General features: G+C 63.8%; 21 protein-coding genes. 8 read left to right on the top strand and 13 right to left on the bottom strand.

Annotated features, from left to right (window positions below):
* Positions 1 to 13 precede the first annotated feature (13 nt).
* Positions 14 to 1483 carry a type II and III secretion system protein family protein gene (locus QX108_RS09955; protein WP_315781550.1) on the bottom strand — a complete coding sequence of 490 codons (1470 nt, stop codon included), beginning with the start codon at positions 1481 to 1483 and terminating at the stop codon, positions 14 to 16.
* Between the two features lie 11 nt (positions 1484 to 1494).
* Positions 1495 to 2307 (bottom strand): Flp pilus assembly protein CpaB, encoded by an 813-nt coding sequence (cpaB, locus tag QX108_RS09950; protein WP_315781547.1) that lies wholly within the window; start codon positions 2305 to 2307, stop codon positions 1495 to 1497.
* Positions 2308 to 3026: 719 nt separating this feature from the next.
* Between cpaB and QX108_RS09945 the strand changes: the two genes are divergently transcribed.
* From QX108_RS09945 to QX108_RS09935, 3 genes are all read left to right on the top strand, one after another.
* On the top strand, positions 3027 to 3722 hold the full coding sequence (locus tag QX108_RS09945; protein ID WP_315781544.1) for a PilZ domain-containing protein: 696 nt from the start codon (positions 3027 to 3029) through the stop codon (positions 3720 to 3722).
* A gap of 357 nt (positions 3723 to 4079) precedes the next feature.
* Entirely contained in the window at positions 4080 to 4235 is a 156-nt protein-coding gene (locus QX108_RS09940; RefSeq protein ID WP_172112695.1) for a hypothetical protein, read from the top strand.
* A gap of 235 nt (positions 4236 to 4470) precedes the next feature.
* Entirely contained in the window at positions 4471 to 5400 is a 930-nt protein-coding gene (locus QX108_RS09935) for an aspartyl/asparaginyl beta-hydroxylase domain-containing protein (protein WP_315781541.1), read from the top strand.
* A 96-nt stretch (positions 5401 to 5496) separates the two neighbouring features.
* Here the strand turns inward: QX108_RS09935 and QX108_RS09930 are convergent, their stop codons facing one another.
* The 6 genes from QX108_RS09930 to galE form a co-directional block, all read right to left on the bottom strand.
* Positions 5497 to 6690 carry a response regulator gene (locus QX108_RS09930; protein ID WP_315781537.1) on the bottom strand — a complete coding sequence of 398 codons (1194 nt, stop codon included), beginning with the start codon at positions 6688 to 6690 and terminating at the stop codon, positions 5497 to 5499.
* A complete protein-coding gene (locus QX108_RS09925) occupies positions 6687 to 7160 on the bottom strand; it encodes a hypothetical protein (RefSeq protein ID WP_315781534.1) in 474 nt (157 codons plus the stop codon). Before QX108_RS09925 ends, QX108_RS09930 begins: the two co-directional genes overlap by 4 nt.
* Positions 7160 to 10072 (bottom strand): hypothetical protein, encoded by a 2913-nt coding sequence (locus QX108_RS09920; RefSeq protein WP_315781532.1) that lies wholly within the window; start codon positions 10070 to 10072, stop codon positions 7160 to 7162. Before QX108_RS09920 ends, QX108_RS09925 begins: the two co-directional genes overlap by 1 nt.
* Before the next feature lie 1118 nt (positions 10073 to 11190).
* Positions 11191 to 11889, bottom strand: a complete 699-nt coding sequence (locus QX108_RS09915; protein WP_315781529.1) for a fumarylacetoacetate hydrolase family protein — start codon at positions 11887 to 11889, stop codon at positions 11191 to 11193.
* Between the two features lie 30 nt (positions 11890 to 11919).
* Positions 11920 to 13725 (bottom strand): ABC transporter ATP-binding protein, encoded by a 1806-nt coding sequence (locus QX108_RS09910; RefSeq protein ID WP_315781526.1) that lies wholly within the window; start codon positions 13723 to 13725, stop codon positions 11920 to 11922.
* Between the two features lie 102 nt (positions 13726 to 13827).
* Positions 13828 to 14841, bottom strand: coding sequence for a UDP-glucose 4-epimerase GalE (galE, locus tag QX108_RS09905; RefSeq protein WP_315781523.1), 1014 nt, complete (start codon positions 14839 to 14841; stop codon positions 13828 to 13830).
* A 127-nt stretch (positions 14842 to 14968) separates the two neighbouring features.
* Here galE and QX108_RS09900 point away from each other — a divergent pair, with 127 nt between their 5' ends.
* On the top strand, positions 14969 to 16018 hold the full coding sequence (locus tag QX108_RS09900) for a glycosyltransferase family 4 protein (RefSeq protein WP_315781520.1): 1050 nt from the start codon (positions 14969 to 14971) through the stop codon (positions 16016 to 16018).
* Here the strand turns inward: QX108_RS09900 and QX108_RS09895 are convergent.
* The 3 genes from QX108_RS09895 to waaF are packed head-to-tail and all read right to left on the bottom strand — an operon-like array spanning position 16000 to position 18246.
* Positions 16000 to 16527: an HAD family hydrolase gene (locus QX108_RS09895; protein ID WP_315721167.1), complete on the bottom strand. Its 528-nt coding sequence runs from the start codon at positions 16525 to 16527 to the stop codon at positions 16000 to 16002. The two genes, QX108_RS09900 and QX108_RS09895, sit on opposite strands and share 19 nt — an antisense overlap.
* The gene (locus QX108_RS09890; protein ID WP_315781516.1) at positions 16528 to 17124 is read right to left on the bottom strand and encodes a D-sedoheptulose 7-phosphate isomerase; all 597 of its coding nucleotides are present in this window, start codon (positions 17122 to 17124) and stop codon (positions 16528 to 16530) included.
* Between the two features lie 57 nt (positions 17125 to 17181).
* A complete protein-coding gene (waaF, locus tag QX108_RS09885) occupies positions 17182 to 18246 on the bottom strand; it encodes a lipopolysaccharide heptosyltransferase II (protein WP_315781513.1) in 1065 nt (354 codons plus the stop codon).
* A 149-nt stretch (positions 18247 to 18395) separates the two neighbouring features.
* Between waaF and rfaD the strand changes: the two genes are divergently transcribed.
* The 4 genes from rfaD to QX108_RS09865 are packed head-to-tail and all read left to right on the top strand — an operon-like array spanning position 18396 to position 24077.
* A complete protein-coding gene (rfaD, locus tag QX108_RS09880; protein ID WP_315781510.1) occupies positions 18396 to 19376 on the top strand; it encodes an ADP-glyceromanno-heptose 6-epimerase in 981 nt (326 codons plus the stop codon).
* A 38-nt stretch (positions 19377 to 19414) separates the two neighbouring features.
* On the top strand, positions 19415 to 20887 hold the full coding sequence (gene rfaE1 / locus QX108_RS09875; protein WP_315781507.1) for a D-glycero-beta-D-manno-heptose-7-phosphate kinase: 1473 nt from the start codon (positions 19415 to 19417) through the stop codon (positions 20885 to 20887).
* Positions 20884 to 22167: an O-antigen ligase family protein gene (locus tag QX108_RS09870; protein WP_315781504.1), complete on the top strand. Its 1284-nt coding sequence runs from the start codon at positions 20884 to 20886 to the stop codon at positions 22165 to 22167. Before rfaE1 ends, QX108_RS09870 begins: the two co-directional genes overlap by 4 nt.
* On the top strand, positions 22164 to 24077 hold the full coding sequence (locus QX108_RS09865) for an SDR family NAD(P)-dependent oxidoreductase (RefSeq protein ID WP_315781501.1): 1914 nt from the start codon (positions 22164 to 22166) through the stop codon (positions 24075 to 24077). Before QX108_RS09870 ends, QX108_RS09865 begins: the two co-directional genes overlap by 4 nt.
* Here QX108_RS09865 and QX108_RS09860 read toward each other — a convergent pair.
* Together QX108_RS09860 and QX108_RS09855 are read right to left on the bottom strand one after the other, a co-directional pair.
* Positions 24063 to 25073 carry a glycosyl transferase gene (locus QX108_RS09860; RefSeq protein ID WP_315781498.1) on the bottom strand — a complete coding sequence of 337 codons (1011 nt, stop codon included), beginning with the start codon at positions 25071 to 25073 and terminating at the stop codon, positions 24063 to 24065. The genes QX108_RS09865 and QX108_RS09860 overlap by 15 nt on opposite strands.
* Positions 25070 to 26227, bottom strand: a complete 1158-nt coding sequence (locus QX108_RS09855; protein ID WP_315781494.1) for a glycosyltransferase family 4 protein — start codon at positions 26225 to 26227, stop codon at positions 25070 to 25072. The genes QX108_RS09860 and QX108_RS09855 overlap by 4 nt, the downstream gene beginning before the upstream one ends.
* Positions 26228 to 26307 lie beyond the last annotated feature (80 nt).

Raw genomic sequence — 26307 nt, 5'->3', positions numbered from 1 at the left:
GGTCCCCGTCGTCTCAGTCGATGATGAAGCCGAAGCCGGCCGGCTGCCCCGTGGTCGCGTCGACCTTGGCGGCGATGCCGTAGAGCCGGTTCATGCGGCCGAGCAGCGCCGATTCCGAATCGGTCGCCGGCGCAAAGCCGTCATCCGGCCGCGACAGCTCCTTCTGGGCGACGGCGCGCACGACATAGGGCGTCACCATCACCATCAGCTCGGTCTCGTTGTTGACGTAGTCCTGGCTGCGGAACAGCTGGCCGAGCACCGGCAGCTGGTTGAGCCCGGGCAGGCCGTTGACCGCCTGCTTGGTCTGGTTCTGGATCAGGCCGGCCATCGCCATCGAGCCGCCCGAGGGAATCTCGAGCGTGGTCTCGGCGCGGCGGGTGCGGATCGCGGGGATCGTCACCGACGAGGTCGCGCCCGCGCTCAGCGCGTAGGACACGGTGATCGCGTTGTCGTTCGACAGTTCCGAGACTTCGGTCATGACGCGCAGGCTGATGCGGCCTTCGCTCAGCACCACCGGCGTGAAGTTCAGCGAGATGCCGAATTTCTTGAACATGACCGAGGTGCTGCACAGGCCCGTCTTGGGATCGCAGGCGTAGCCGCCGGGGACCGGAAACTCGCCGCCGGCGATGAAGGTCGCGGACTCGCCGGAGATCGCGGTCAGGTTCGGCTCGGCCAGCGTCTTGACGACGCCCGCGGTCTCCATCGCGCGCATCGTCGCCGCCACCGACGACAGGTTGCCGCCGCCGATCGCGGAGAGGCCGTTGCCTGACACCAGCGACTTGCCATAGGCCGTGAACGGGTTGGTCTGGTTGAAGTTCACGACCGCGGTGCCCCAGGTCATGGAGGCGCTGAGATCGATGCCGAGCTGCTTGACGATCTCGCGCCTGACCTCGGCGACGTTGACCTTCAGCATCACCTGGTCGCGGCCGCGCACGGCGATCGAGTTGACGACCTTGTCGGCGCCGCCGACCAGCCTTGCCGCGATCTCGCCGGCCTGCTGCGCCTCGACCGGGCTCGACACCGAGCCGGTCAGGATCACACCGTCGCCGACTCCGTCGATCTTGACGCCGGGAATGCTCTGGCTGAGCGCCTGGCGCACGCCGTTGAGATCGCGCTTGATCGCGATGTCGTAGGCCGCGACCTGCTGGCCCTCGCCGTCGAAGAACACCACGTTGGTCTGGCCGACGGTGGCGCCGATGATGTAGGCGCGCCGCGCCGAGCGGACGACGGCGTTGGCGATCTTGGGATCGGCGACCAGGACGTCCTTGACGTCCTGCGGAAAGTCGACGACCACGGACTTGCCGATGCCGAGCGACATGTAGCGGACCTTGGACGAGCCGACCGACACGACCGGCGTGTCCAGCCTGTCCTCGGCCGCCTTCACCGGCGTGATCGCCGGAGTCAGCGCCAGCGCCACGGCTGCCGACATGGAGAGCGCGCGGACGATCCCCATCCCCATCTTTGCGCGTTGATGCCCCGTCATCTTCCCCGTCCTTACTTCTGCGCGGTCTGCGAGGTCGAAACCCCGTAGCGAATGATCTCGATGGCGTTGCCCCGCCGCGCCATCTGCTGCTGTTGCTGGGCCTCGGCGGTGTTGGTCTCGGCCGCGTTCACGTCGGCGATGCTCCGCAGCGCCAGCGCCAGCGTGCCGGCCTGCCGTGCGCGGGCCAGCGTCTCGGCCTGATCGGGCTTGAGCTCGAGCGTCACGGTCTTGCCGACGACGGTGTTCTGGCCTTCCTTCTCCTTCGGCGCCTGGTCGATCGCGAGCACGCGCACATTGGTCAGGATGGTCTCCGAGCTGACGGCGTCGGCCGCGCCCGGCTTGTCCGGATTCTTGTCTCGCTTCGACAGGATGACGTCGACGCGATCGTTCGGCAGGATGAAGCCGCCGGCGCCGGTCTCGGGCGAGATTTCGGTGGAGATGGCGCGCATGCCCGCGGGCAGGATCGCAGCCATGAAGCCCGAGCCGTCGGACTTGACCAGCTTCTGCTCGCGAATGGGTTCGCCGATGACGAAGGGGGCGCGTGCGATCGAGCCGACCAGCTGATTGGCCGCCTCGGGACGGTCGCCGCGGCGAATGAAGATGTTGCTCGCAGCCTCCGGCCAGGTCTGCCAGACGAGGTCGCCGGGCTTGATCGCGTGTCCGAGACCGATGTCGCTCTTGGCGACGAGCACCTCGACCGTCGGCAGCTGCACGACGGGGGCTGCGGGCGCCGGCTGCTGGCCTTCGGAGTTGCTGACGAGATAGGCCGCAACGCCGCCAGCGCCGAGAGCGATGGTTAACACCACGATGCGTGCGGTCATCATGCGCGGACTACTTTCTACTCATACACAGGGAGCAAACGCGCGCATCGATCGACAGCGGTTCTCCCTGACTAACGACTAAGCGCCAATGGTATAAGCAGACTTGAACGAGGCGGGCTGCAGCACCCGCCTCAAGCAACGATTGCGCAAGTGGTGAACAGGTTGTTAGCGTGAAAATAGTGAAACGCCGCGAATGTGTTAGCTATTTGCGCGGGACGCGTCTGCACGCATCCGTCGCCGTGCGCTCAGCAGAATGAGATCGTGAGTTGCAGCCGCGCCTCAGTGGGCATCTCGTTAAGCTTGATCGTTTGCTAACAACGCTTGCTTAGGAACGACCACGTCGTCGGCGAGGTTGTGCCGTCGCGCGCGAACGCGATCGGCGGATCCCGACTTGCCTCTGCGTTGCGTGGAACGTCCGCGCTGCACTCACCATGGGGGGCGATGATGCCGACACTGCCTGCCGCGCTGCACCGTAATCGGACGGGGCCGCAAATTCAGAAAGCCGAAACGGGTTCGCCCTACGATTCCGTTGGGCGGGAATTCCGGTCTCATTTTCAGACTTTCTTAGGCTTTTACGCGCACGGTCCGGGCATGATGGCTGGGATTGTTCTGCGCGTTGTATTCCGCTCGAAAATACACGCAAAGATTGTATTTGTTGCGCCGCGGCGAGAGCTGCGGGCGGTCGCGGGTCTTGGGGATGGATGGGCGAGGGGAGGCGTGCAATGTCGGTTGCTCGATTCCTGAAGCAGCGCGCGGTCCGGATTCAGACGGTCGGCACCTACACGCTGCCGAACTGGTATGATCCGCAGGGGCGCCTGCGCTCCTTCGCCTGCCGCACCACGCGCGTGTCGCCGTTTCGTGCGCTGCTCGACGTGCCCGTGGTCGGCAAGGTCGGCGACCGCCTGACCTCGTACTTCCGCGACTTCGGCAAGTTCGAAGGCGAGATCAGCGACACCGTGCATGGCGGCTTCCTGCTCGAGCTGGAGATGACGCGCGCCGAGCGCGCCAAGCTCGCCGAGAAGCTGGTCTGGCTGGAGAAGAAGCAGAAGGATCCGACGATCCGCGATTCCCGCCGCGATACGCGCTTCGTGCCGAACTCGCCGCATTCGGAACTGACGCTCGCCGACGGCAGCTGCATCCCGTGTCTCGTCATCGATGCGTCGATGTCGGGCGCGGCCGTCTCGGCGGCGGTCCAGCCGGAGATCGGCACGCCGCTCGCCGTCGGCAGCTGCATCGGCCGCGTGGTCCGGCATTTCCCCGACGGTTTCGCCGTGAGGTTTGTGGATACGATCCCGGCGTCGTCCGAGTTGGAGCGGCGCGTCATCACCCCGCCGACCCGGCCGACGCGGCAGAAGCTCGCCTCGCACCATGACGATGAGCGAGGCGTCGAGACGCCCCAGGACTTCTTCATGGTCTGATTGTGACCACGGCGAAGACGGTTCTTCACCCTCCCCTGGAGGGGGAGGGTCGCCTCGCGGAGAGCGAAGCGAAACGCGAGGCGGGGTGGGGTGGTCTCTCCACTCGCACCGCTCCCGGCGGAGAGATCACCCCACCCCGGTCGCCCGCTTCGCGCGCGACCGACCCTCCCCCTCCAGGGGAGGGTGAGCATCACGCCCCCGACTGAGTCCGCCGAGCAACATCCGCGGTTTCGCGTATTGGGCGAGGAGCCGAATCCGGGCATTGGGAACTGGCAGCCGTCCGCACGGTTAACGCGCTGTTAATCGGCGTCGTGAAAGCTTGCCGGTGCCGGGTGCAATGCCAGGAGGACCAGTCCCATGGAGGCCCAGAAGACCGCGGTGGATGCCGTCGTCATCCTGACCGGGTGCGACCGCGAGGCTGTCGCCGCCTTCATCCGCCGGATGTATCTGGCCGGCGTACGCGATCCGAAGCGGCTGACCTTCAAGGGGCTGCAGGAGATGGCGCGGGGGTGACGCCCCGGCGCTGAGCGCGAGCCGGCCAAGCCCAGCTGTTGCCGCCAGAGCACGGCGAGAAACTATTGCCGTCTGTTTCCCGTCACAACCCGTGTCCCGGGGGATGCGGCCTGCCGCGCTTCCGGCTAAATTGTGGCTTTCGCGGTCGGCATCAGAGCACCACCTTCGATCTCGCCCATAAGGCGACACGGTTCTGCGCAACACGCTCTGAGCGGCCGGATCATGGGTACCGGGCATGCTCAGACAGCTCTTCGCGCCACAGCTCATCGGCCTCTACATCCTGATCGGGGCCACCATCTACGTCCATTTCCGCGGCAAGGAGCGGCTGCGCTTCGCCCGCCAGCTCGGCGACCACTCGACCTATCTCGCGCCCTACAACGTGCTGATGTATGCCGGCTCGGCCGTGCCGAACACGCCGGTGATCCCTGTCGAGCAGTTTCCGGAGCTCAAGAAGCTCACCGACAATTGGCAGGAGATCCGCGAGGAGGCGGTTCGCCTGTTCGACGAAGGCTTCATCCGCGCCGCCGCCAAGAACAACGACTGGGGCTTCTACTCGTTCTTCAAGAGCGGCTGGAAGCGCTTCTATCTGAAATGGTACGACGACTTCCTGCCCTCGGCGCGCACGCTTTGCCCGAGGACGGTGGAGCTTTTGAACTCCATCCCGAACGTCCACGGCGCGATGTTCGCGATGCTGCCGCCCGGCGGCAAGCTCGGCGCCCACCGCGACCCCTTCGCCGGCTCGCTGCGCTATCACCTCGGCCTGGTCACCCCGAACTCGGACAAGTGCCGCATCCTGGTCGACGGCGTGCCCTGCGTCTGGCGCGACGGCGAGGCCTTCATGTTCGACGAGACCTTCATCCACAGCGCCGAGAACGCGACCGACCAGAACCGCATCATTTTGTTCTGCGACGTCGAGCGCCCGATGAAGCTCGGCTTCATCGCGGCGATCAACCGCTGGGTCAGCCACCACATCGTCAAGGCCTCCGCGACGCAGAACGTCGAGGGCGAGCATGTCGGCGTGCTGAACAAGGTGTTCGGCAAGCTGTACGAGTTTCACCTGGCGACGCGCAAGGTGAAGGCGTGGAACAGGACGGTGTACTACACGGCGAAGTACACGCTGACGGTTGCGATCGTGGGCGCGATCGTGGTGTCGGCGTTTCGATGAGGGGCGGGCCCCCGCGCCGACTCCCTTGCAGCCCCAATAAGCCTCCGGCGCGCCAAAAGCTCGGCGGCTTATGGCCTGCGGGACCGGTAAAAACTTCTACGATCCTTTCAATAGTTCGAGCAACAGTGCCTCGGTCGCTCTAGCCGAAACAGCGCAGCCATATTGATGCAGATTGTCGTTCTTATCCGTATCTGCAAAATCGACAACACACTTGGCCGAAAAGAAGTGCTTTGGATTTGTTGGCGCTTCATGGGCAGCGAAATAAACGCCAAATGTTTCCATATCGAGTGCCGCGATCTTCCGATGCTGTTGCTCAATATGAGCTAGTCTTCGGGCATCTGCGATCACGGCAGAGCCGGTCACAAAGGGAGCGAGCTTCGGTGTCGACCTCAGTGCCGGTCTAAGGTAGTTGCCATCAATTCGCGCCTCCAACATTTCTCGGAACTCGTCTTTCGATATTGTATGATCGATAATTGCGCGAGTTTGTGATTTCAAAGGAATCTGGGTGGGGGCAATCTCAAAGCCGTTTTCCGACCATTTTCCCGCTTGGTACTCCCAGACTGGTGATCCAACCACGAGTTGCCCCAGTTTGGTCTGGCCGCTAAAGCCTGCGCATATACCACTCATGCATATGATATCGACGTGGAAAACGTTTAGCGCCCAGGTGGCTTCATAGGTGGATGCTACCAACCCCATTTGACCGAGTCGCATTAGTCCCCCAAAGTAGCGCCGCTCTCCTTCAAGGTACACGTAATGTACGTTAAGGCCGCCAACAACGACCTCGGATATCTTTGTAAAATCGGTAAACCGAAATCCCTGACGTTCCTCTTCTAGAGCGCAGACGACCAAAAAATCCAAAGGCGTCTTCGTCTCGCTTCGCGAGTCAATGTCTTCTACTATTCGTAATAGTGATCGGCGCCAAGTTTCGGTACTGTCAAACTTTGTTATAAGTACGCCAAGTTCATCGAATTTTTCTCTGTACGCAGCAACCTCGTCCGGAAATGCGGATAGACCAATCACGGGAGTGCTGCGGTTCTTTCCATCGACTGATCGGAGTTGGCGGAGAAGCTCAAGGCCGGCTCGGCTGTCGGCAGGGCCATCTGTAAGATATGGAAGCATCAAATCGAGAATAACTAAATCAAACAGAACTTCGCTCAACACCCGAATAGCGTCGGCTAAAGTACTTACAACGGTCACTGAGTATCTATGATTTCCATTTAGCGACGAGTCTATTGCCTCGGAAATTGATGTGGACTTGTCCTTGTCATCGTCAATAATTAGAACTCTCATGGATTGCCCCCTTTGCCGTTTCTATTTAGGTCTAACAAATAATTGCGTAAGGGAGAGCGCCAGCTATCTCGATCAAACTCGTATAGTAGGCAGGCCTTCACGTCTACACCAAAGCGTACCCGGAGAGCTTTGGCGGCAATCGATAATGGAACGTCCCTTCCATCAATTTCGATGTCTGGATACTGTGTTACTACAATGAATGGAGACGTGTTGTTGAGGCGACGCGCTAGCCGAAGTACCTCGAGCCCACCCTGGCCTTGCGGCGAGCCGCCTCCACCTAGTCCGGACATCTCGAACGTTGGGAGAGACATATCCAGCACGATCAAAGCAAAAGTCTCGCCGTTTATGGCCTTTAGTGCCGAGGTCACGGACATTGCTCGAACAACGCTGGATGAAGAGAAGGACTCCTCGAGGACCTTCAATATGTCTGTTGCCTTAAATTCGTCGTCTTCTACAAGAAGCACATTCATTAGCCGCGCATCCTTGTAAATGTAATTTCAGAGGGTAATCTAAGCTTGAATGTAATCGTGAGGTTGTGTTCGTTTCCGTCTACCCAAAGAGCAACGAAAGGTGATCGGACGCGGACTATCAGGCCTGCCAGCTTCATCAAGCCGCTAAAGCCTTCCTGAACAGCGGCCTGAGCAATAGCTTGAGCGTCTTTATTAAAGGCGGTGTCAATCCGAGAAATCGCATCTCGGTAATGATCCGCCGAGGAGACGTCGGAAGTGACCTCAAGCTGAACTATGTTACTGCCACCAATTACTTGCGCGGAAACGTGTATGTGCCCATCGCGCTTTCCGTGTCTTGCGGCGTTGCCAAGCAAGACGAACAGTGCATCTCCGAAGACATCAAAGCTGCCTCTGTTCAGAGAAATGTCGTCAGATACAACGACGTCTTCAGAAAAATCATACTCGTAATCTAGCTCTCGTACGATCGAGAGTGTGGTAGATATGAGCATTTTTAGGCTATATCGATCTCTCCGAAACACCGGGCGGATGAACCAGCCGCATACCTCTTGTATTCTCGCCTCGATTATCTGTCGGCATTCGTGCAAGAATGGATAGACCATCTCTTTGTCATCAGGAGATGGCATTTGCTCAAAAAGCTCAAACAACTTGCGTGTTGCAGCCGGTAGGAAATCTCGAAGCATATACCGTCTTAGTTGAGCTAAGTCGGATTCCAGGCAGTCCCAGCAAAATGAGTAGATATCAGGGAATACATCGTAAGCACCATTTGATTCTATTACGCGCCTGCGAACCCGCGCTGTCATGGCGTCCAAATGTTGAATGTTAGCTGGAGTTCGCCATTGCGCCTGTATCAATCCTTTTGGGTGCTCGGCGCTTTGGATCTGAATGACGTCCTTCCGGGCATGATCCAGCTCCGCAAGAAGAAATGCCCTGAAGTCCTCGGCAAAGCGAATCGCGCCCGAGTTATCGCTCGATGCATGAGCTTGTTCGTGGAGAGAAACCAATTCGGCGAGGCGGCCAAGCGCTCTTGTAACGGGCGTCATCACGTGGCCATTTAGGGTTCCATGTCGAATCCTGCGGCTTAGGTATGCATCCAAACCAAAAGTGCGATCCGAAACAAAGGTCTTGAGCGTGGCGTCGACGATTGCGATCAATAGAAACTCGGAGCCAATTTGCGTCTCGGCGGTAAAGTCGTCGACTTTTGGGCCTGGCTTTTCGAGATTGGAGAAAAACTTTATAAGTGAGCCAAATGAAGGTCCTGAATCTTCAGCCTGAGCTGTTTGTTTGTACCGTGAGACGCTCGCGCTATGAAGCGTGTAAAACCACTCGCGAAGTGACTCTTCGTCGACGTGAACGCGCGTGCTGTCAAGGTCAGACCTAGCTTCTAAATTTTCAAGTTCTCGTATCAGGGCTTCGCATTCTTCTTGAAGTGTATCAGAAGCAGGGTCAGTCTTTCCTATTAGCCATCGGCAGACCTCCAATCGCGCTTCGAGCACATCCTTGACGGAAGACATCATCATGAATAGTCGTTCAAGAAACGTTCTTGAGCATGTTCTAGCTAATAGAATCGCTGTAGATGGGCAGGTCTTTGCAACTGTTTCGAATACGTCGGTTAGGCTTGAGTTTTGATCAAAAAGACGCATGAACGCTAGGCGGCGATCCAATTCATTGTCTTGAGTGCGTTTTTGTCTATAAACTAACTCCCACAAGACAAACGTAAGTAATTTTGAGCGTTTTGTTAGTTCTGAATTGAGCAGTGCGTCAAAGGTCCGGGCCGAGGAAAAAAGTTGGATGTCGTCGGTGGAAGATAGTAGCTCTGCAACGGAGCTTTGATCGATTTGCTGGCGTGCAAGCATTCGTCTGGAGCTTTCTGCGATGAGCGCGGCTGACAGGAATGTGCGACTCTTTAGCTGTGAGTCTTCAGCTAAGAAGGCTAGTTGCCAATCATCGAGCTGTTGAATCGCCGCCTGTGCCTGGGCGGGGTGTTCAATGATCGCGTTGGCGGCGCCGCTAAAGCGTGGGACGTTCGCGTCAAGATTGATCTTTGACATGTCGGGTCGTTCGGCGAAGATCAGTGGATTAAGTTGACATCGCCAAGTGACCACAGAGGAAGAGTCATCGAAGAAGAAACTTGTCCGGTAGATATCTGTGTCATTAATGCCGCCGTTATCGCGAGGGCCATAAGCGCGGGGTACTTGAAGTGGAGTGTTCGAGAATCGCTGAATTAGAGTTGACTTGATCGGGTCAGTAAGATTTTGGAATGCGGACTGAATCAAACTGTTAAATGGAGGAGAATTGCGCTTCCGCCAAAGTAGAATGGCGAGGTCGAGTAGGGATAGCGCGCTGTATCTGAGCAATGAGCACGAAAGCCCATGTGCGTCGGTGGAAAGAGTCAGGAGTTCGTCCTGAAGTATCCGGGCGTACCAAGGGTCGTCGGCAAGATGGCCGTCTGCTAAACGAAGCCACCTCAAAGCAGCTCTGGTCGGATTAAATGTTGGGTCGATCATATCGTAGGCGTAGTGAGCTAGCAGGGCCCATGCCGTGTTCTGACAGTCGGCGGTGAGTGACTTGTACCGCCTTGAAAGTCCTGCGAGTCCGTCGCGCTCTAAGGCCGCGAGAAGGTCCTTTTTCAGTGCGATCAGGGAAAGTCCATATAGTCGCCGGTGCTCAGCTAGGGCTTCTTCGGTTTCGCGCAGGCGCCCTCGGGCCAAATGATCATTGATATCCGCGAGACTGTTCAGAGCATCGGTTAGTTTGCTAGAGTAGTGGTTTAGACGCGCAACTTGCAGTGCTAGTTCATTTGTGAGCTTTAGCGGCCTTAGAAGACCAAAAGCTGGATCTGGAACTTTCGACTCTTCGACCGGGAACGAATTGCCAAGTCCTGGAAAAGGGTAGGCCTTGTTATCTTCGATCACCTCGCAAACAGTCGCGTATTCGGCAGGGGGCGTCTCCTGTCGTACAGCTTGGATTTGCTTCCAGTAACTAGGTGCTCTTCGTGACCTGAAACTCTGCTCGTGATGAAGATTAAAGAATGGCCTTAGACTATTTCTTGCGCGGCTTACCGCAGATAGCGACTTTGGTCGTGACACTTGACGACTCCATCAAAAGGTACTCAAGAATAGATCGATTTTGTTGTAAAGCGAGCAAAAAACGACTTGTGGTTGGTGGTATCTGAACGCGGGGCAGCTCGTCGGGCAAATCAATTCGCGGCCTGCAAAAGGAAAGTGTCAAGTGATTCGGAAAAACATAAAGTGCTTTCTTTTCCCCGAAATCAGCATTATGGTCCGTCCATCCCGTTGCACGGTAGGGGACGGTTCGCGGTCGTCACGGACGTTGGCAGCGGGGAGCGGTGGACGCGGGGCGGCGGCGTGTGATGAGCACGGACGAACGCTTTTCTCGCGGACGGTGAAGGCGTGTGGTTCTGATACTCCGATGCTAGTATCCAGCGTAATGCGCGACAGCGCATTGCGCGACATGGTGGCCAGAAAGCCCGGTGCACCAGGAAGAGCACGCTATAGCCTGTTAAAACCATCGCGCGGGGAAGGCCGGGTGTGTTCGGCCAGACCTGTGGTGACTGCCGCCTGCTTTTTTGTTTGCAGGCGGGCCACGGGCGCGGCCAGCGCCCGGCCTTCCCTGCGCCCTCCATCTGGAGAGGGCGGGAGTTGGAGCATCACTCGGGCGCGGAATGCGTCGCGAGAAGGTGGATGCTCGTTCCCTCGACGCGATGCTGTTTGAGATTGTGGATCAGTGTTGCCGCTTGCGTCATCGCGAGCGCAGCGGCGCAGCGAAGCAAACCAGCGTCCTCGTGACGCCCTGGACTGCTCCGCTGCGCTCGCAATGACGGAGTTTGGGGCGGGCGCTCTGCCAAGCCACCAGGTGTCATCGTCCGCAGAGGCGGACGATCCAGTATTCCAGAGGCGGTGGTGATGAATCGAGGAGCCGCGGCGTACTGGATGCCCGCCTTCGCGGGCATGACAGCTGTGGAAAAGGCCGCGCAGCAGCGCGGCCTTGCAGATATCGAGTTTTGAACCGCTTACTTCGCCGCCGGCCCGATGCTCACCTTCAGCGTTCCGACGCCGTCGACGCCGCATTCGATCTTGTCGCCGGCCACCACGGCTGCGACGCCGGCAGGGGTGCCGGTCATGATGACGTCGCCGGCGGCGAGTTCGACCTGCTGGGACAGCTTCCAGATGATCTCCGGCACGTTCCAGATCAGCTCGGAGAGGTCGCCGGTCTGGCGCTCGGTGCCGTTGACCGACAGCCAGATCTTGCCCTTCGCGGGATGGCCGATCTTGGCGGCGGGCACCACAGCCGAGCACGGCGCGGAATGGTCGAACGACTTTCCGACCTCCCAGGGGCGCTGCATCTTGCGGGAGGCGAGCTGCAGGTCGCGGCGGGTGAGGTCGATGCCGACGGCGTAGCCGTAGACGTGGTCCAGCGCCTTGTCGGTCGGAATGTTCAGGCCGCCGCTCTTGAGCGCGACCACCAGCTCGACCTCGTGATGCATGTCCTGGGTCAGCGGCGGGTAGGGGATGACGGCGCCCTCGGGCGCCAGCATGTCGGCGTGCTTGGCGAAGAAGAACGGCGGATCGCGCTCGTCATTGCCCATCTCGCGGATGTGCTCGAGATAGTTGCGGCCGACGCACCAGATGCGGCGGACCGGGAAGACACCGGCTTCGCCGACGACGGGAAGAGAGGGCTGCGGGAAGGCCGGGATGACGGTGGAGCTCATGAAAGGTCTCGATGCGGTGAAATGGGCTTTTCAGGATGTCGCGGTCATGGGGATGACGTTCGGCCCCATGTCGCGCTGTTGCAGGCGGAAGAACGAAGCATAGCGGCCGCCACGGCGCAACAGATCGTCATGCCGGCCCCGCTCGACGATGTCGCCGGCCTCGACCACGAGGATGGCGTCGGCGTTCATGATTGTGTGCAGGCGATGCGCGATGACGATCGTGGTGCGGTTCTGGCAGAGATGCTCGATCGCCTCCTGCACCTGCCGCTCGGATTCCGAATCCAGCGCCGCGGTGGCCTCGTCGAGCAGGATGATCGGCGCGTTGCGGATCAGCGCGCGCGCCACCGCGATGCGCTGGCGCTGGCCGCCGGACAGCTGCGTGCCGTGCTCGCCGACCGGCGTGTCGTAGCCGAGCGGGAAGCTCATGATGAAGTCGTGCGCGCAGGCCGCCTTCGCCGCCTCGATGATCTCGGCCTCGGTGGCGCCGGGCTTGCCGAAGGCGATGTTGGCGCGGATCGAGTCGCGGAACAGATAGACGTCCTGGCCGACATAGGCGGTCTGCTCGCGCAGGGAGCGGCGCGACACCTGCGAGATCGACTGGCCGTCGATCAGGATGTCGCCCTCGGTGGCCTCGTAGAAGCGCAACAGCAGCGCCAGCACCGTCGACTTGCCGCCGCCGGACGGGCCGACCAAAGCGGTGACCTTGCCGGGCTCGGCTGTAAAGCTCATGCGGTTGAGCACCGGCTCGTTGTCGCGATAGGCGAAGGAGACGTCGCGCAGCTCGATTCTGGCTTGCGTCAGCTTCAGCGCCGGCTTGTCGTCGTCGGGCTGCTCGCTGGCGGGGCTGTCGACCACTTCGAGCAGCATGCGGGCGCCGACGAGCTGGCTGTTGAGGTCGATGTTGAGCCGCGCCAGCCGCTTCGCCGGCTCGGTCGCCATCAGGAAGGCGGTCATGAAGGAGAAGAACTGGCCGGGCGTGGCGTTCAGCGCGATCACCGCATAGCCGCCATACATCAGGCAGCCGGCGACCGCGAAGCCGCCGAGCATCTCCATCAGCGGGTTGGAGCGGTTGGAGACGCGGGCCATCTTGTTGGCGTTGCGCTCGACCACCGCGATGTTCTCGTCGATGCGCGCGCGCATCGCGTCCTCGAGCGTGAACGCCTTGACGGTGCGGATGCCCTGCAACGATTCCTGCATGGTCTCGAGGATGTCGGCATTGCCGGTGAACTGGCTGTGCGCGAGGCCCTTGATGCGCTTGACCAGCTTGCGCAGCACGATCATCGCCGGCGGCACCACGACGAGGCCGAGCAGCGACATCCAGGGGTCCTGCGAGATCATCACGATGATCATGCTGATCAGCAGCAAGAGGTCGCGGCCGATCGCGTTGATCAGCATGGTCAGGACGTCGGTGATCGACTTGGCGCCGGCGGTGAGGCGCGCCAGGAACTCCGAGGAGTGGCGCTCGGAGAAGAAGCTGATGCTCTCGCTCATCAGCTTGGCGAACAGCGCGCGCTGGTTGTTGGCGAGGATCGCGTTCGAGATCTTCGACAGGATCACCGCATAGCCGTAGGTCGAGACGCCCTTGACGAACAGCAGGATGACGGTGACGCCGGAGAGCACCGCGATGCCGGGAATGCTGCGGTCGACATAGGCCTTGTTGATGACCTGTCCCAGGATGTAGGCCGCGCCGGCGCTGGCGCCGGCCGAGACCGCCATCAGCGCAAAGGCCGTGAGATAGCGGCGCCAGTAGACGATGCCCTGTTCCATGACCAGGCGGCGGATCAGGATCGCGGCGCCATAGGGATCGTCGGTGATCTTCTTCGGAAATTCGGCCATTCTGGTCCCTGGCCGCGCGGGCAAATCGCCGGGCGGCCAAGTGTGCTTGCCCGCTCGGGGCGGCTTTTTCAAGCCCCCCGTCGTCCGGCTAAGTCGTTGATTCTAGGCCGAGGCCCGCTGCTCCTGATCGCTGTGGCGTTCCAGGAACAGTTTCTGCTCCCAGGCCAGCGCATGGGCGGCGATCGTTTCCAGATCGTCATAGGCCGGCGTCCAGTCGAGCAGCGCCCTCAAACGGCTGGTATCGGCGACCATGGCCATCATGTCGCCCGGCCGGCGCGGCCCGTATTGCACCGGAATGGCCCGGTCGGACACGCGGCGGACGGCCTCGATGGTCTCGAGCACGGAATAGCCGCGGCCATACCCACAATTCAGCGTGACCGAGCTGCCGCCGCCGCGCAGATAGGCCAGCGCGGCGCGGTGCACCTGGGCGAGGTCGCTGACATGGATGAAATCGCGGACGCAGGTGCCGTCCGGCGTCGGATAATCGGTGCCGTAGACGTCGATCTTGGCGCGCTGGCCGGTGGCGACCTCCATCGCGATCTTCATCAGATGCGTGGCGCCGACCGAGGCGAGTCCGACGCGGCCGTGCGGATCGGCGCCGGCGACGTTGAAATAGCGCAGCACGGCGTAGTTGAGATCGTGCGCCGCGGCGACGTCGTGCAGCATGATCTCGGTCATCAGCTTCGAGCTGCCATAGGGCGAGGTCGGCCGCGTCGGCGCGGTCTCGGGCACCGGGATCTGCTCCGGATTGCCGTAGACCGCGGCGGTGGAGGAGAAGATGAAGCGGCTGACGCCGCGCTTGACCGCCGCATTCAGCAGGCTGCGCGTGGTCATGGTGTTGTTGCGGTAGTACAGCAGGGGATCGCGGACCGATTCCGGCACCACGATCGAGCCCGCGAAATGGATGATGCTGTCGACGCCGTGCTGGCTGATGACGCCGTCGACGAGGTTCTCGTCGCCGGCATCGCCGATGAACAGCGGCACGCTGTCGGGCACGAAGCCGGAGAAGCCGGTGGAGAGATTGTCGATCACCACGACGCTCTCGCCGGCTTCCGCCAGCGCCAGCACCATGTGGCTGCCGATATAGCCGGCGCCGCCGGTCACGAGCACGGTCATTGCTTGACGCGATCCCTGTTTGTTTTGCGGCAGACTAACGCCGCCGAAATGAAGGACCTGTTGCGGGAATGGCGAACTGGCGGGCGTGCTTAATGTTGCGTATAGGGAACCGGTAGAATTGGAGTTGATGGTGCAAGCCGAGCCTTTTTCCGCTGGGGATCTCGACGTGATCGTGCCGAACCTGCACCGGCGCTATTCCGGCGTGACGGCGACCAACCGCATGGTGGCGCCGAAGCTGGCGAAACTCGTGCGTGCGGCGTGGCTCGGCACCTACGCGCCGGAGGGGATCGCGCGGATGACCGCGCGCGATCTTCTTGCCGTTTGGCGCCGGCGCCGGTCGCTGATCTGGCACGCGCGCCGCAATGACGAGATGATCATCGGCGTGCTCCTGCGCGCGCTCGGCTGGCCGTTCAAGCTGGTGTTCACCTCGGCCGCGCAGCGCCATCACAGCTGGATCACGCGCTGGCTGATCCGCCGCATGGACGCGATCATCGCCACCAGCGACATCTCGGCGTCCTATCTGAAGCGCGCGGCGACCGTCATCACGCATGGCGTCGACACCGAGGTCTACACGCCGCCGGCCGATCGCGCCACGGCGTTTGCCGAGAGCGGCCTTCCCGGCAAATACGCCATCGGCTGCTTCGGCCGCGTGCGCGCGCAGAAGGGCAGCGACGTGTTCGTCGCGGCGATGTGCCGGCTCTTGCCGCGCCATCCGGATTTCTCCGCCGTGCTGGTCGGCGCCGTGACGCCCGAGCAGATGCCGTTCGCGGCCGAGCTGAGGAAGCAGATCGCCGCCGCAGGCCTCGAGCAGCGCATCGTCATCACCGGCGAGCTCGACATCGCCGAGGTCCAGCGCTGGTATCAGCGGCTGACGATCTACGCCTTCACCTCGCGCAACGAAGGTTTCGGCCTGACCTTGATCGAAGCCATGGCCGCCGGCGCTGCGCTGGTCGCGGCGCGCGCAGGTGCTGCGGAGATCGTGGTGGAGGAGGGTGTGACGGGAAAGCTGGTGCCGCCGGGCGACGTCGACGCGCTGGTCGCAGCGCTCGAGCCGCTGATGCGGGATCCGGCCGCGGCGCGCGCGATGGGAGAGCGGGCGCGGACGCGCGTGGTGGAAAGGTTCAGCCTCGAGGCCGAGGCGGAGAAGATCGCCGCGGTCTATCGCGGATTGGTCTGAGCGATGACCTCGGCGACGAACGCATCGAGGTCGCCGCCGGCGAACAGGAAGCCGGGCAGGCCGGCGGCTTCCGCGGCCGCGATGTCGGAGGCGCGGTCCCCGATCACGAAGCTGCCCTCGCGCCTGATCGGCCAGTGCTGCATCAGATCGAGGATCATGCCCGGCGCCGGCTTGCGCCAGGGATGCTCGCGCAGATATTCCGCGACGGAGCCCTCGGTGTGGTACGGGCAATAGCGGATGTCGTCGATCACTGCGCCCTGCGCCGCAAGCTCGGCCCGCATCCAGTCGTGCAGGCTGAGTACGTCGTCCTCGCTGAACAGCCCGCGCGCGACGCCGGATTGGTTGGTGAACAGGAAGACGTGATAACCGGCCTCATTGAGCCGCCGGATCGCAGCCGCCACGTTCGGCATCCAGCGGATGCGCTCGGGCGAGCCGATATAGTTGTCGTCATGATTGATGACGCCGTCGCGGTCGAGAAACGCCGCCGGCTTCAGGGGAGCGGTGGTCATCTAGGTCTCGTCCCGCATCAGCGCCGCCTCGATCGCCTCGCAGATGCCGTGTGCGGTGGCGAGGTGGATCTGCTGGATCAGCGGCGTATCGTCGCTCGGCGCGACCAGCAGCTCGTCGCAGAGATCGCCCATCGAAAGGCCCTTGGCGCCGGTGAAGCCGATTGTGACCAGCCCGCGCTCGCGCGCCTTGCGCAGCGCATTGAGGATGCTCGGCGAGCGCCCGGAGGTCGAGATCGCCAGCAGCACGTCGTCCCGTGCGCCGAGCCCCTCGACCTGGCGGGCGAAGATCTGATCGAAGCCGTAATCGTTGCCGATCGCGGTCAGCGCCGAGGTGTCGGTGGTCAGCGCGATCGCCGCCCAGGCCGGTCGCTCCTGCTTGTAGCGGCCGACGATCTCGGCGGCGATGTGCTGGGCATCCGCCGCGCTGCCGCCATTGCCGACGATCAGGAGCTTGTGGCCGCCGCGCAGCGCCGTGATGATCGCCGCCGCGATCCGTCCGGCGCTGGCCAGCATCGCGGCATCGCCGGCCGCGCGCTCCATCGCCGCGCGGGAGCGGGCGAGATGGCTGGCGATCAGGTCGTCCGGTGCGCAGGTCACGATGATGGCTCGGGTGGCGATGGGGCTGGTGTATGGGGCGCGATGCCTCAGCGCAAGCTAGGGCGCGACCGGGATCGCCGCGTCAGCCAGCACGCGCTGGGCGATGGCGGCGACATCGGTGGCCGGGATGTCGCGCATGCAGCGATGGTCGTTCATCCGGCAGACCGGGCGGTGGCAAGGCTGGCAGGGTACCTGGGTCTTGGTCTGCACGGTCGCGGCCAGGCCGTTCAGCGGCGCCCAGTGGTATGGGCTGGTGGGGCCAAAGATGCCCATGGTCGGCGTCCCCAACGCCGCGGCGATGTGCATGAGGCCCGAATCATTGGAGATGGCGACCGCGGCGGCGGCCATGGCCAGGATCCCGTTGCGCAGATCGGTTCCGGTCAGGTCCCGGACAGCAGGGCCGCCTGTGGCGACGATCTCGGCCGCCAGCGCCTTCTCGCCGGGGCCGCCGACCACCCAGACGTCGAGGCCGGCGTCGAGCAGCAACCGGGCGGCCTCGCCGTAGAACGGCCAGCGCTTGGCGGCGCCGACAGACCCCGGCGCCAGCGCAACGGCCGGCCGGTTCCCCAGGCCATTGGCCTCGCGCCAGCGCGCGACGTCCCCCGGGGGTACCCGCAGTTGCGGCACCGGCCATTCCGGCGGCAGCGGCGCACCATCGGGCAGGGCGAGGGCGGCATTCTTGTCGATGAAGCGCGGCAGGGCCTTCTCGCCCCAGCGCCAGCGATTGAGCAAGCCGAAGCGGACCTCGCCGACAAAGCCGACCCGTTCCGGAATCGCGGCAAGGGCGGGCGCCAGCGCCGATTTCCAGGTCCGCGGCATCACCAGCGCGGTCCGGTAGTGGCGCTCGCGCAACAGGCTGGCGAGCTGCCACTGCCGGCCGAGCGCCAGCCGGCTGCGCGGCAGGTCCCAGACGATGCCGGCGCGGACCCCGGGCATGTAATCGACCAGCGGCGCGCACAGCGAGGTGACGAGCAGGTCCACCGGGCGATTCGGCCAGCGCTCCTTGAGCACCCGCACCACGGTGTGGCCACGGACGAAGTCGCCGATCCACATGTAGGGAATGATCAGGATCGGGCTGGTGTCCGCCGTGTCGACCTCGATCTTGGACGAATTCAAGTTCATTCTTTGACTGCCTGGCTCAGCGGCGCTGGTAGCCGCTCGGCCGCCGCAGGTAAAGTGGGCCGGACCTGGCCGTCACCAAAGCGCTTACACTTTCCCCTCGCATGCGCTACGCGAGGGCCGGGTTTTTCGGGATCAGGACGGGTTGCGCAATGTTGCTGGTGACCGGCGGCGCCGGCTTTATCGGATCGAATCTGGTCGCGGCGCTGAACGACGCCGGCCGCACCGACGTCGTCGTCTGCGACACGCTCGGCAGCGAGGGCAAGTGGCGCAATCTGGCCAAGCGGCAACTGGCGGATGTCGTGCCGCCATCCGAGCTTGCCGAATGGCTCAGAGGCCGCCGGCTCGACGCCGTCCTGCACATGGGCGCCATCTCCGCCACCACGGTCACCGACGGCGATCTCGTGATGGAGCGCAATTTTCGCAGCTCGCTGCAACTGCTCGACTGGTGCACGGCCAACCTGACGCCGTTCATCTACGCGTCCTCGGCGGCCACCTATGGCGATGGCGCGCGGGGGTTCGACGATGATCCCTCGCTCGCGGCGCTCAAGACCCTGCGGCCGATGAACCTCTATGGCTGGAGCAAGCATCTGTTCGACATGGCGGTCGCAGCGCGCGCCGCGCGCGGCGAGCGGCTGCCGCCGCAATATGCCGGCCTGAAATTCTTCAACGTGTTCGGTCCCAACGAGTACCACAAGGGATCGATGATGAGCGTGCTGACCCGCCGCTTCGACGACATCAAGGCCGGGCACACCCTGCAGCTGTTCAAGTCGCATCGAGAGGGGATCGCCGACGGCGACCAGCGCCGCGATTTCATTCATGTCGACGACGTGGTGCGCGTGATGCTGTGGCTCCTCGCCTCGCCATCGGTCTCCGGGCTGTTCAACGTCGGCACAGGCCAGGCGCGCAGCTTCAAGGACATGATGCTGGCGGCCTATGCGACCATCGGAACGACTCCCCGGATCGAGTATGTCGACATGCCCGAGGCGATTCGCGGCAGCTACCAGTATTTCACCCAGAGCAAGGTCGACCGCCTCGTGGCGGCCGGCTACAACGGCGGCTTCACGCCGCTCGAGGATGCGGTCGCCGGCTATGTCCGGGACTATCTCGATTCCGCCGACCGCTTCCGCTAGACGCCTACATTGAGCCACCTGCACCGAGACTGCCGCTGATGTTCGACTTCGACGATCTCTCGCAAGCGATCGCCCGCCAGACGGTGCTATGCGTCGGTGACCTGATGCTGGACGAGTTCGTCTACGGCGAGGTCTCGCGGATTTCACCCGAGGCGCCCGCGCCTGTGATCGCGGTCCAGCGCAGCGAGATCAATATCGGCGGCGCCGGCAATGTCGCGCGCAACATTGCCGCGCTCGGCGCCCGCTGCATCTTCGTCGGCCTGATTGGCCAGGACTCGGCCGGCGACCAGCTCGGGGCCGAGCTCGCCAAGGAGGCGGGTATCGAAAGCGTGCTGGTGCGCGATCCGTCGCGGCCGACCACCCGCAAGGTGCGCTTCGTGTCCGAGCATTTCTCCACGCACATGCTGCGCGCGGACTGGGAGCGCGCCGTCCCGGCATCGGGTGAGATCGAACAGAAGCTGATTGCGGCCATCCTGCCATTGCTTGCGCGTGCCGACATCGTGCTGCTGTCGGATTACGCCAAGGGCGTGTTGACGGCGCGCGTCTTGCGCAACGTGATCGACGCGGCGCGCAAGGCCGGCAAGCGCGTGATCGTCGATCCCAAGAGCGCAAATCTCGCGATCTACCGCGGCGCCAGCGTGCTCACGCCGAACCGCAAGGAGTTTTCCGAAGCGACCCGTAGCCGCGCCGAAACGGAGCAGGAGATTGCGGTCGCGGCGCAGGATGCGATCTATCTCGCGGACTGCGAGGCGATCCTGGTCACCCAGAGCGAGCGCGGCATGACGCTGGTGCCTCGGCAGGCCAACCCGATTCACGTGCCGGCCTACCCGGTCAAGGTGCGCGACGTCTCTGGCGCCGGCGACACCGTGGTGGCCGTTCTCGCCGCGACGCTGGCGGCCGGAGCCGGCTGGGAGGACGCTTTGCGGATGGCGAGTGCGGCAGCGGCGGTGGCCGTCAGCAAGCAGGGCACAGCCAGCGTGACCTCGGCTGAGCTCCGCCGGAAGATTCTGCCGCATGCCTATCGTGCGGCCGAGGAGAAAATCATCGAGAGCGATACCGAGCTCGCGGCTCGCGTCGCCGCTTGGCGAGGCGAGGGCCTGCGCGTCGGCTTCACCAATGGCTGTTTCGACATTCTGCATCCCGGTCACGTGAAGGTGCTGACCGCGGCGCGCGCCGCCTGCGACCGTCTCGTGGTCGGATTGAACAGCGATGCCTCGGTCAAGCGGCTGAAGGGCGAGAGCCGGCCCGTGCAGGACGAGCGGGCCCGCGCCGAGGTGCTGGCTGCGCTGGAGGCCGTGGATCTGGTCGCCATCTTCGCCGAGGATACGCCGCTGCGCCTGATCGAGCTGGTGCGGCCGAGCGTGCTGGTCAAGGGCGGCGACTACACGCGCGAGCAGGTCGTCGGACACGAGGTCGTCGAAGCGGCGGGCGGCGAGGTGATCCTGATCGACATCCTCAGGGGGCACAGCACGACTGCGCTGGTGGACCGCGCCCGGAGCGAGGTGCGATGAGCGCGCTCGCAGGTCATCCCGGCCCGGCGCTGCTGGCGCGCCGGTGGCGCGATCCCGCGGCGTGGCGCACCACCGTCGACGTCGTGGCGATATTGCTGGCGGCGTCGCTGCCATGGTCGACGTCGCTGGTGTCGATCCTCGGCGTCGTCATGCTGATCACGATGGTGCCGTATCTCGATTTCGAGCGCCTGCTGAAGATTCTGAAGCAGCCGATTTCGCTGGCGCCGATCGCGCTGTTCGTGCTGGCCTTGGTCGGGACCTTGTGGTCTGACGCAGCCTGGGGCGTGCGGCTCTACGCGGTCGGGCCGGCAGCCAAGCTCCTGGTGCTGCCGGCGCTGCTCTATCACTTCCAGCGCTCCGAGCGTGGCCTGTGGGTGTTCTCCGCCTTTCTCGCCTCCTGCGTGCTGATGGTCGTGATGTCGACCGCGGTCGCGTTCAATCCGGCGCTGGCGCTGAAAGCCAACGCCGATCGTGGCATCTTCGTGAAGAACTACATCGACCAGGGCCAGGAATTCTCGCTCTGCGCCGTCGCGCTGGCCTATCCCATCGCGCAGCTGTTGCGCGCCCGCCGCTTCGTGCCGGCCAGCGTTCTCACCGCGATCATGTTCGCCTTCCTGGCCAACATGATCTTCATCGTCGTCTCGCGCACCGCGCTGGTGACGATTCCGATTCTGCTCGCCGTGTTCGGGTTGATCCACCTGAAATGGCGCGCCAACCTCATGATCGCCGTCAGCGCGCTCGTGCTTGCTCTGGCCGCCTGGTTCGTCTCGCCGCAATTGCAGAGCAAGGTCGCGACGTTCACGACGCAGTATCAGGACTACCGGAATGATCGCGGGGTCACGTCGATCGGCGAGCGGCTGGAGTTCTGGCGCAAGTCCCTGCGCTTCTTCGCCGATGCCCCGCTGATCGGGCACGGCTCGGGCTCCACGCGGCATCTGTTCGAGCTGGCCGCGAGCGGCCGCACGGATCTCGCCGGCAGCACCGTGGTCGGCAATCCGCACAACCAGACGCTCAACGTCGCCGTCCAATGGGGGACGCTCGGGGTCGTCATTCTCTATGCGATGTGGGCTGCTCATCTGCTGCTGTTCCGCGGCGATGGTCTCGTGCCGTGGATCGGGCTTCTCGTGGTCGTGCAGAACATCTTCACTTCGCTGTTCAACTCCCACATCTTCGATTTTCACGAGGGATGGATGTACGTGATCGGCGTCGGCGTGGCCGGCGGCATGGTGCTGCGATCACGGACGAAGCCGGACGTGGCGCAGGGGCCGCTCGCGCCATGACACGTCTGTCCCAGCTGACCTCCCGCAACCTGCTGATCGCCGCGCATGACCTCGTGGTCAGCGTCGTCGCGCTGTTCGCGGCGTTCTACATCCGCTTCGAAGGCGCCAGCACGTTCTGGGAGCGGGTGCCGCTGCTGCTGCAGCTGCTGCCTTACTTCATCGCCTTCAGCTTCGTGGTCTTCTATTTCTCCAATCTGCTGACGACGAAGTGGCGCTTCATCTCGCTGCCTGATGCCCTCAACATCGTTCGCGTCGCCACCGTGCTGACGCTGGCGCTGCTGGTGCTCGACTACATCATCGTCGCGCCGAATGTCCGCGGCAGCTTCTTCTTCGGCAAGCTGACGATCATCCTCTATTGGTTCCTGGAGATCTTCGGTCTGAGCGCACTGCGCTTTGCCTATCGCTATTTCCGCTACACGCGGGTGCGGAGGCATGCGAGGTCCGAGGACGCTGCACCGGCGCTCTTGATCGGGCGTGCCGCCGATGCCGAGGTCGTGCTGCGGGGCATCGAGAGCGGCGCGGTCAAGCGGATCTGGCCGATCGGGATCCTGTCGCCGTCGATGGCCGATCGTGGACAGCTGATCCGCGGCGTTCCCGTGCTCGGCGGCATCGATGACGTGGAGGACGTCGCGGCTGACTTCGCCCGGCGCGAGCGGCCGATCGCGCGCGCGCTGATGATGCCGACGGCATTCGAGCCAGACTGCCATCCGGAGACCTTTCTGATGCGGGCGCGCCGGCTGCGCCTGATCGTCAGCCGCCTGCCGTCGCTGGAGAGCGGTGATGCGCCGCGGCTGGCCCCCGTTGCCGTCGAGGATCTCCTGCTGCGGCCGAGCGAGAAGATCGACTACGGCCGGCTGGAGGCGCTGGTGCGGGGCAAAGCGGTCGTCGTGACCGGCGGTGGCGGCTCGATCGGAGCCGAGATCTGCCAACGCGTCGTGGCGTTCGGTGCGGCGCGGCTGCTCATTCTCGAGAACTCCGAGCCGGCACTCTACGCGATCACCGAGGTGCTCGCGGCGGACAGCGAGGCGAATGTCGCCGTCGAGGGCCGCATCGCCGACATCCGCGATCGCGACCGGGTGTTCGCGCTGGTCGGCGAGTTCAAGCCTGACCTGGTGTTTCACGCCGCCGCGCTGAAGCACGTGCCGATCCTCGAACGTGACTGGAGCGAGGGCGTCAAGACCAACATCTTCGGCTCGATCAACGTGGCCGACGCCGCGGTGGCCGCAGGCGCCGAGGCGATGGTGATGATCTCGACCGACAAGGCGATCGAGCCGGTCTCGATGCTCGGTCTCACCAAGCGCTTCGCCGAGATGTATTGTCAGGCGCTCGATCGGCAACTCGCCGAGCGGCCGGCGGGCCGGCCGCCGATGCGGCTGATCTCGGTACGGTTCGGCAACGTGCTGGCGTCGAACGGCTCGGTGGTGCCGAAGTTCAAGGCCCAGATCGAGGCCGGAGGTCCGGTGACCGTCACCCACCCGGATATGGTGCGCTACTTCATGACCATCCGCGAGGCTTGCGACCTCGTCATCACCGCGGCGTCGCATGCGCTGGCGCCGCAGCGGCCGGACGTCTCGGTCTATGTGCTGAACATGGGCCAGCCGGTTCGCATCGTCGAGCTCGCCGAGCGCATGATCCGCCTGTCGGGCCTGCAGCCGGGCTACGATGTCGAGATCAAGTTCACCGGCATCCGTCCGGGCGAGCGCCTCAACGAGATCCTGTTTGCCAGCGAGGAGCCGCCGGTCGAGATCGGCGTGGCCGGCGTCATGGCGGCGACGCCGAACGAGCCGCCGATGCCGACGCTGAAGGTGTGGATCGCGGCGCTCGATCAGGCGATCGCGCGCAACGACCCGGTGACGATCAAGTCGGTGCTGAAGGATGCCGTGCCGGAGTTCGGCTCAAGCGCCGCCTGATCGCGGACGCGAAAAGCGGCGGAGCACGACAGCAACCGCCGCGAGGCCGGTGACGATCAGAATGGCATCGATCGCCATGGAGCCCGACGCGATCGAGACGCCGGCGAGGGCAGCGAGGACGATATTGAGGACGAACACCTCGCCGACCACGCCGGCGACGGTGAAGCCGTTGTCGGTGGCGCGCTGGTAGAAATGCGTGCGGTGTGCGGCCCAGAACGGCTCGCGCCGTGCGATGCGCCGCAGCAGGGTGAGGGTGGCATCGACGAGATAATACAGCGGCAACAGCAGCGCAGCGGCGACGTATCCCTGCCAGGCCAGATGCAGCAGGCACCAGCCCAGCAGCAGCCCGATCGGCAGGCTTCCGACATCGCCGAGAAAGACTCTCGCCACTGGTCGGTTGAAGGGTGCGAAGCCGAGCATCGCGCCGCCCAGCGCCGCGGCGATTGCGGTCGCCGGCCACGGCAGCCATGCGGACAAGCCGAACAGGACGAGCGTCACCGTGATCGGCACCGCTTCCGCCACCGTCATCAGGTCGAGCCCGTCCATGAAGTTGACGAGGTTGACGAACCAGAGGCCGGCAATCAGCAGCAAGCTGCGTTCGAGCGCGAGCGGAATTGGAAACAGCCGGAGGTCGTCCGGTGCGGTGAAAACGACCAGGGCGACGGCGAGCCCCTGCAGGACGAATCGCGGCAGCACCGGGATTGGCCTGATGTCGTCGACCAGGCCGATCAGCGCCAGCAGCGGCACCGCGATGAACAGCATGAGCAGCGGTGCAAAGCCCATCACCGAGGCAAACGCACCGCCGACCACGAGCGTCGCGCCGACCACCGCAATGCCGGCGCCTTGCGGCGTCGGAATCTTGTGCGAGGAGCGCGCATTCGGCCGCGCCAGCGCGTAACGCTGCAACAGCGGGCGCAGCAGCACGATCAGCACGGCGCACATCGCGGCCGAGAGCAGGGCGATGCCCACGAGAATGGCGGCGGGATCGGCGATCATCTCGGCGCGCCCGACGCCGAGGCGAGACGATCATAGAGCGCCACCACCGAGCGCCCGATGATCCTGGCCGAGAGCTTGTCCTCGACGAGCTGTCGTGCGGCGCGTCCGTAACGCGCGCGCAGCTCGGGCGAGGCGGCAAGCCGCGCCATCGCCTCCGCCAGCGCAGCGGAATCTTCGACCGGTACCGCAAGTCCGGTCTGGTCGGGGATCGCGATCTCGCGGCAGCCGGGCGCATCGGTCGAGACCAGCGGCCGGCCGCAGGCGGCGGCCTCCAGCAGGCTCACCGGTAGCCCTTCGCGATGGGACGGCAGCACGGCGATGTGGCAGCGCCGCCAGAGCTCGGTGATGTCCTTGATCTGGCCGAGCAGGGTGATGCCGGGTTCGCTGCGCCACGCAGCAACCTCCTCGGCCGAGACCGAGGCCGGGTTGGCCGGATCAGGCGAGCCGGCGATCAGCAACTGATGGTCGTGTCCCTGCTGGCGCAGCAGGCGGTGCGCGGCGACCAGGGCGCGGACCCCCTTGTCGGTCAGCAGACGTCCGGCGAAGCCGAACGTGATCGGTCCGGCCGGCTCGGGCAGCGGCTGGAAGCGCTCGGTGTCGACGCCGGAGCCTGGAATCAGCGTGATCTTGTCGGGCCGGACGCCCATGGTCTGCAGGGCGTCGCGATCGTCCGGATTCTGCACCAACACGCAGCTCGGCGCCCGGTTCATCAGCTGCGGCAGCAGCCACAGCAGGCCCTGCTTGAGCAGGCGCGAGCGCCAGCTCGACGACGTGAAGATGTAGCCAAGCCCGGTCATGGCGTTGACGACCGGCGTGGCCTTTCCGAGCGCGGCCAGCGAGCCGAGCACGCTCGATTGCAGTCCGGAATGGTGGATCACGTCAGGCCTGATCGCGGCCTCGACGGCACGGATGGCGCGGACCGTGGGCAGGGCCGAAGCCGGCGACAGGCCGCCGCGCCGGAACGGGATCGGGTGCAGGACGAAGCGCTCGGCCGCGATTGCGGCCGCGCCCGCATTGACGTTGGTCGCCACATGCACCTCGTAGCCGGCGTCGCGCGCAGCACGCGCCATCGGCAGGCGATGCATGAGAAAGGCGAAATCCTCGTTGGCCACGTAGAGCAGGCGGCGCGGCTGGGGGGAGCGGGGCGGGGGCATCAAACTCACGGTCTCAGGCGGTCGAAGCGCCGTATAGGCCAAGAGCGGGCCTTGCGCGAGCCGTTATCTGCCTTGCCATG

Source organism: Bradyrhizobium sp. SZCCHNR1002, assembly GCF_032381435.1.
In the GTDB taxonomy this organism is placed as follows: domain Bacteria; phylum Pseudomonadota; class Alphaproteobacteria; order Rhizobiales; family Xanthobacteraceae; genus Bradyrhizobium; species Bradyrhizobium aeschynomenes.
Note: the sequence above shows the minus strand (reverse complement) of the source record. Positions and strands in the feature narration are given on the sequence as shown.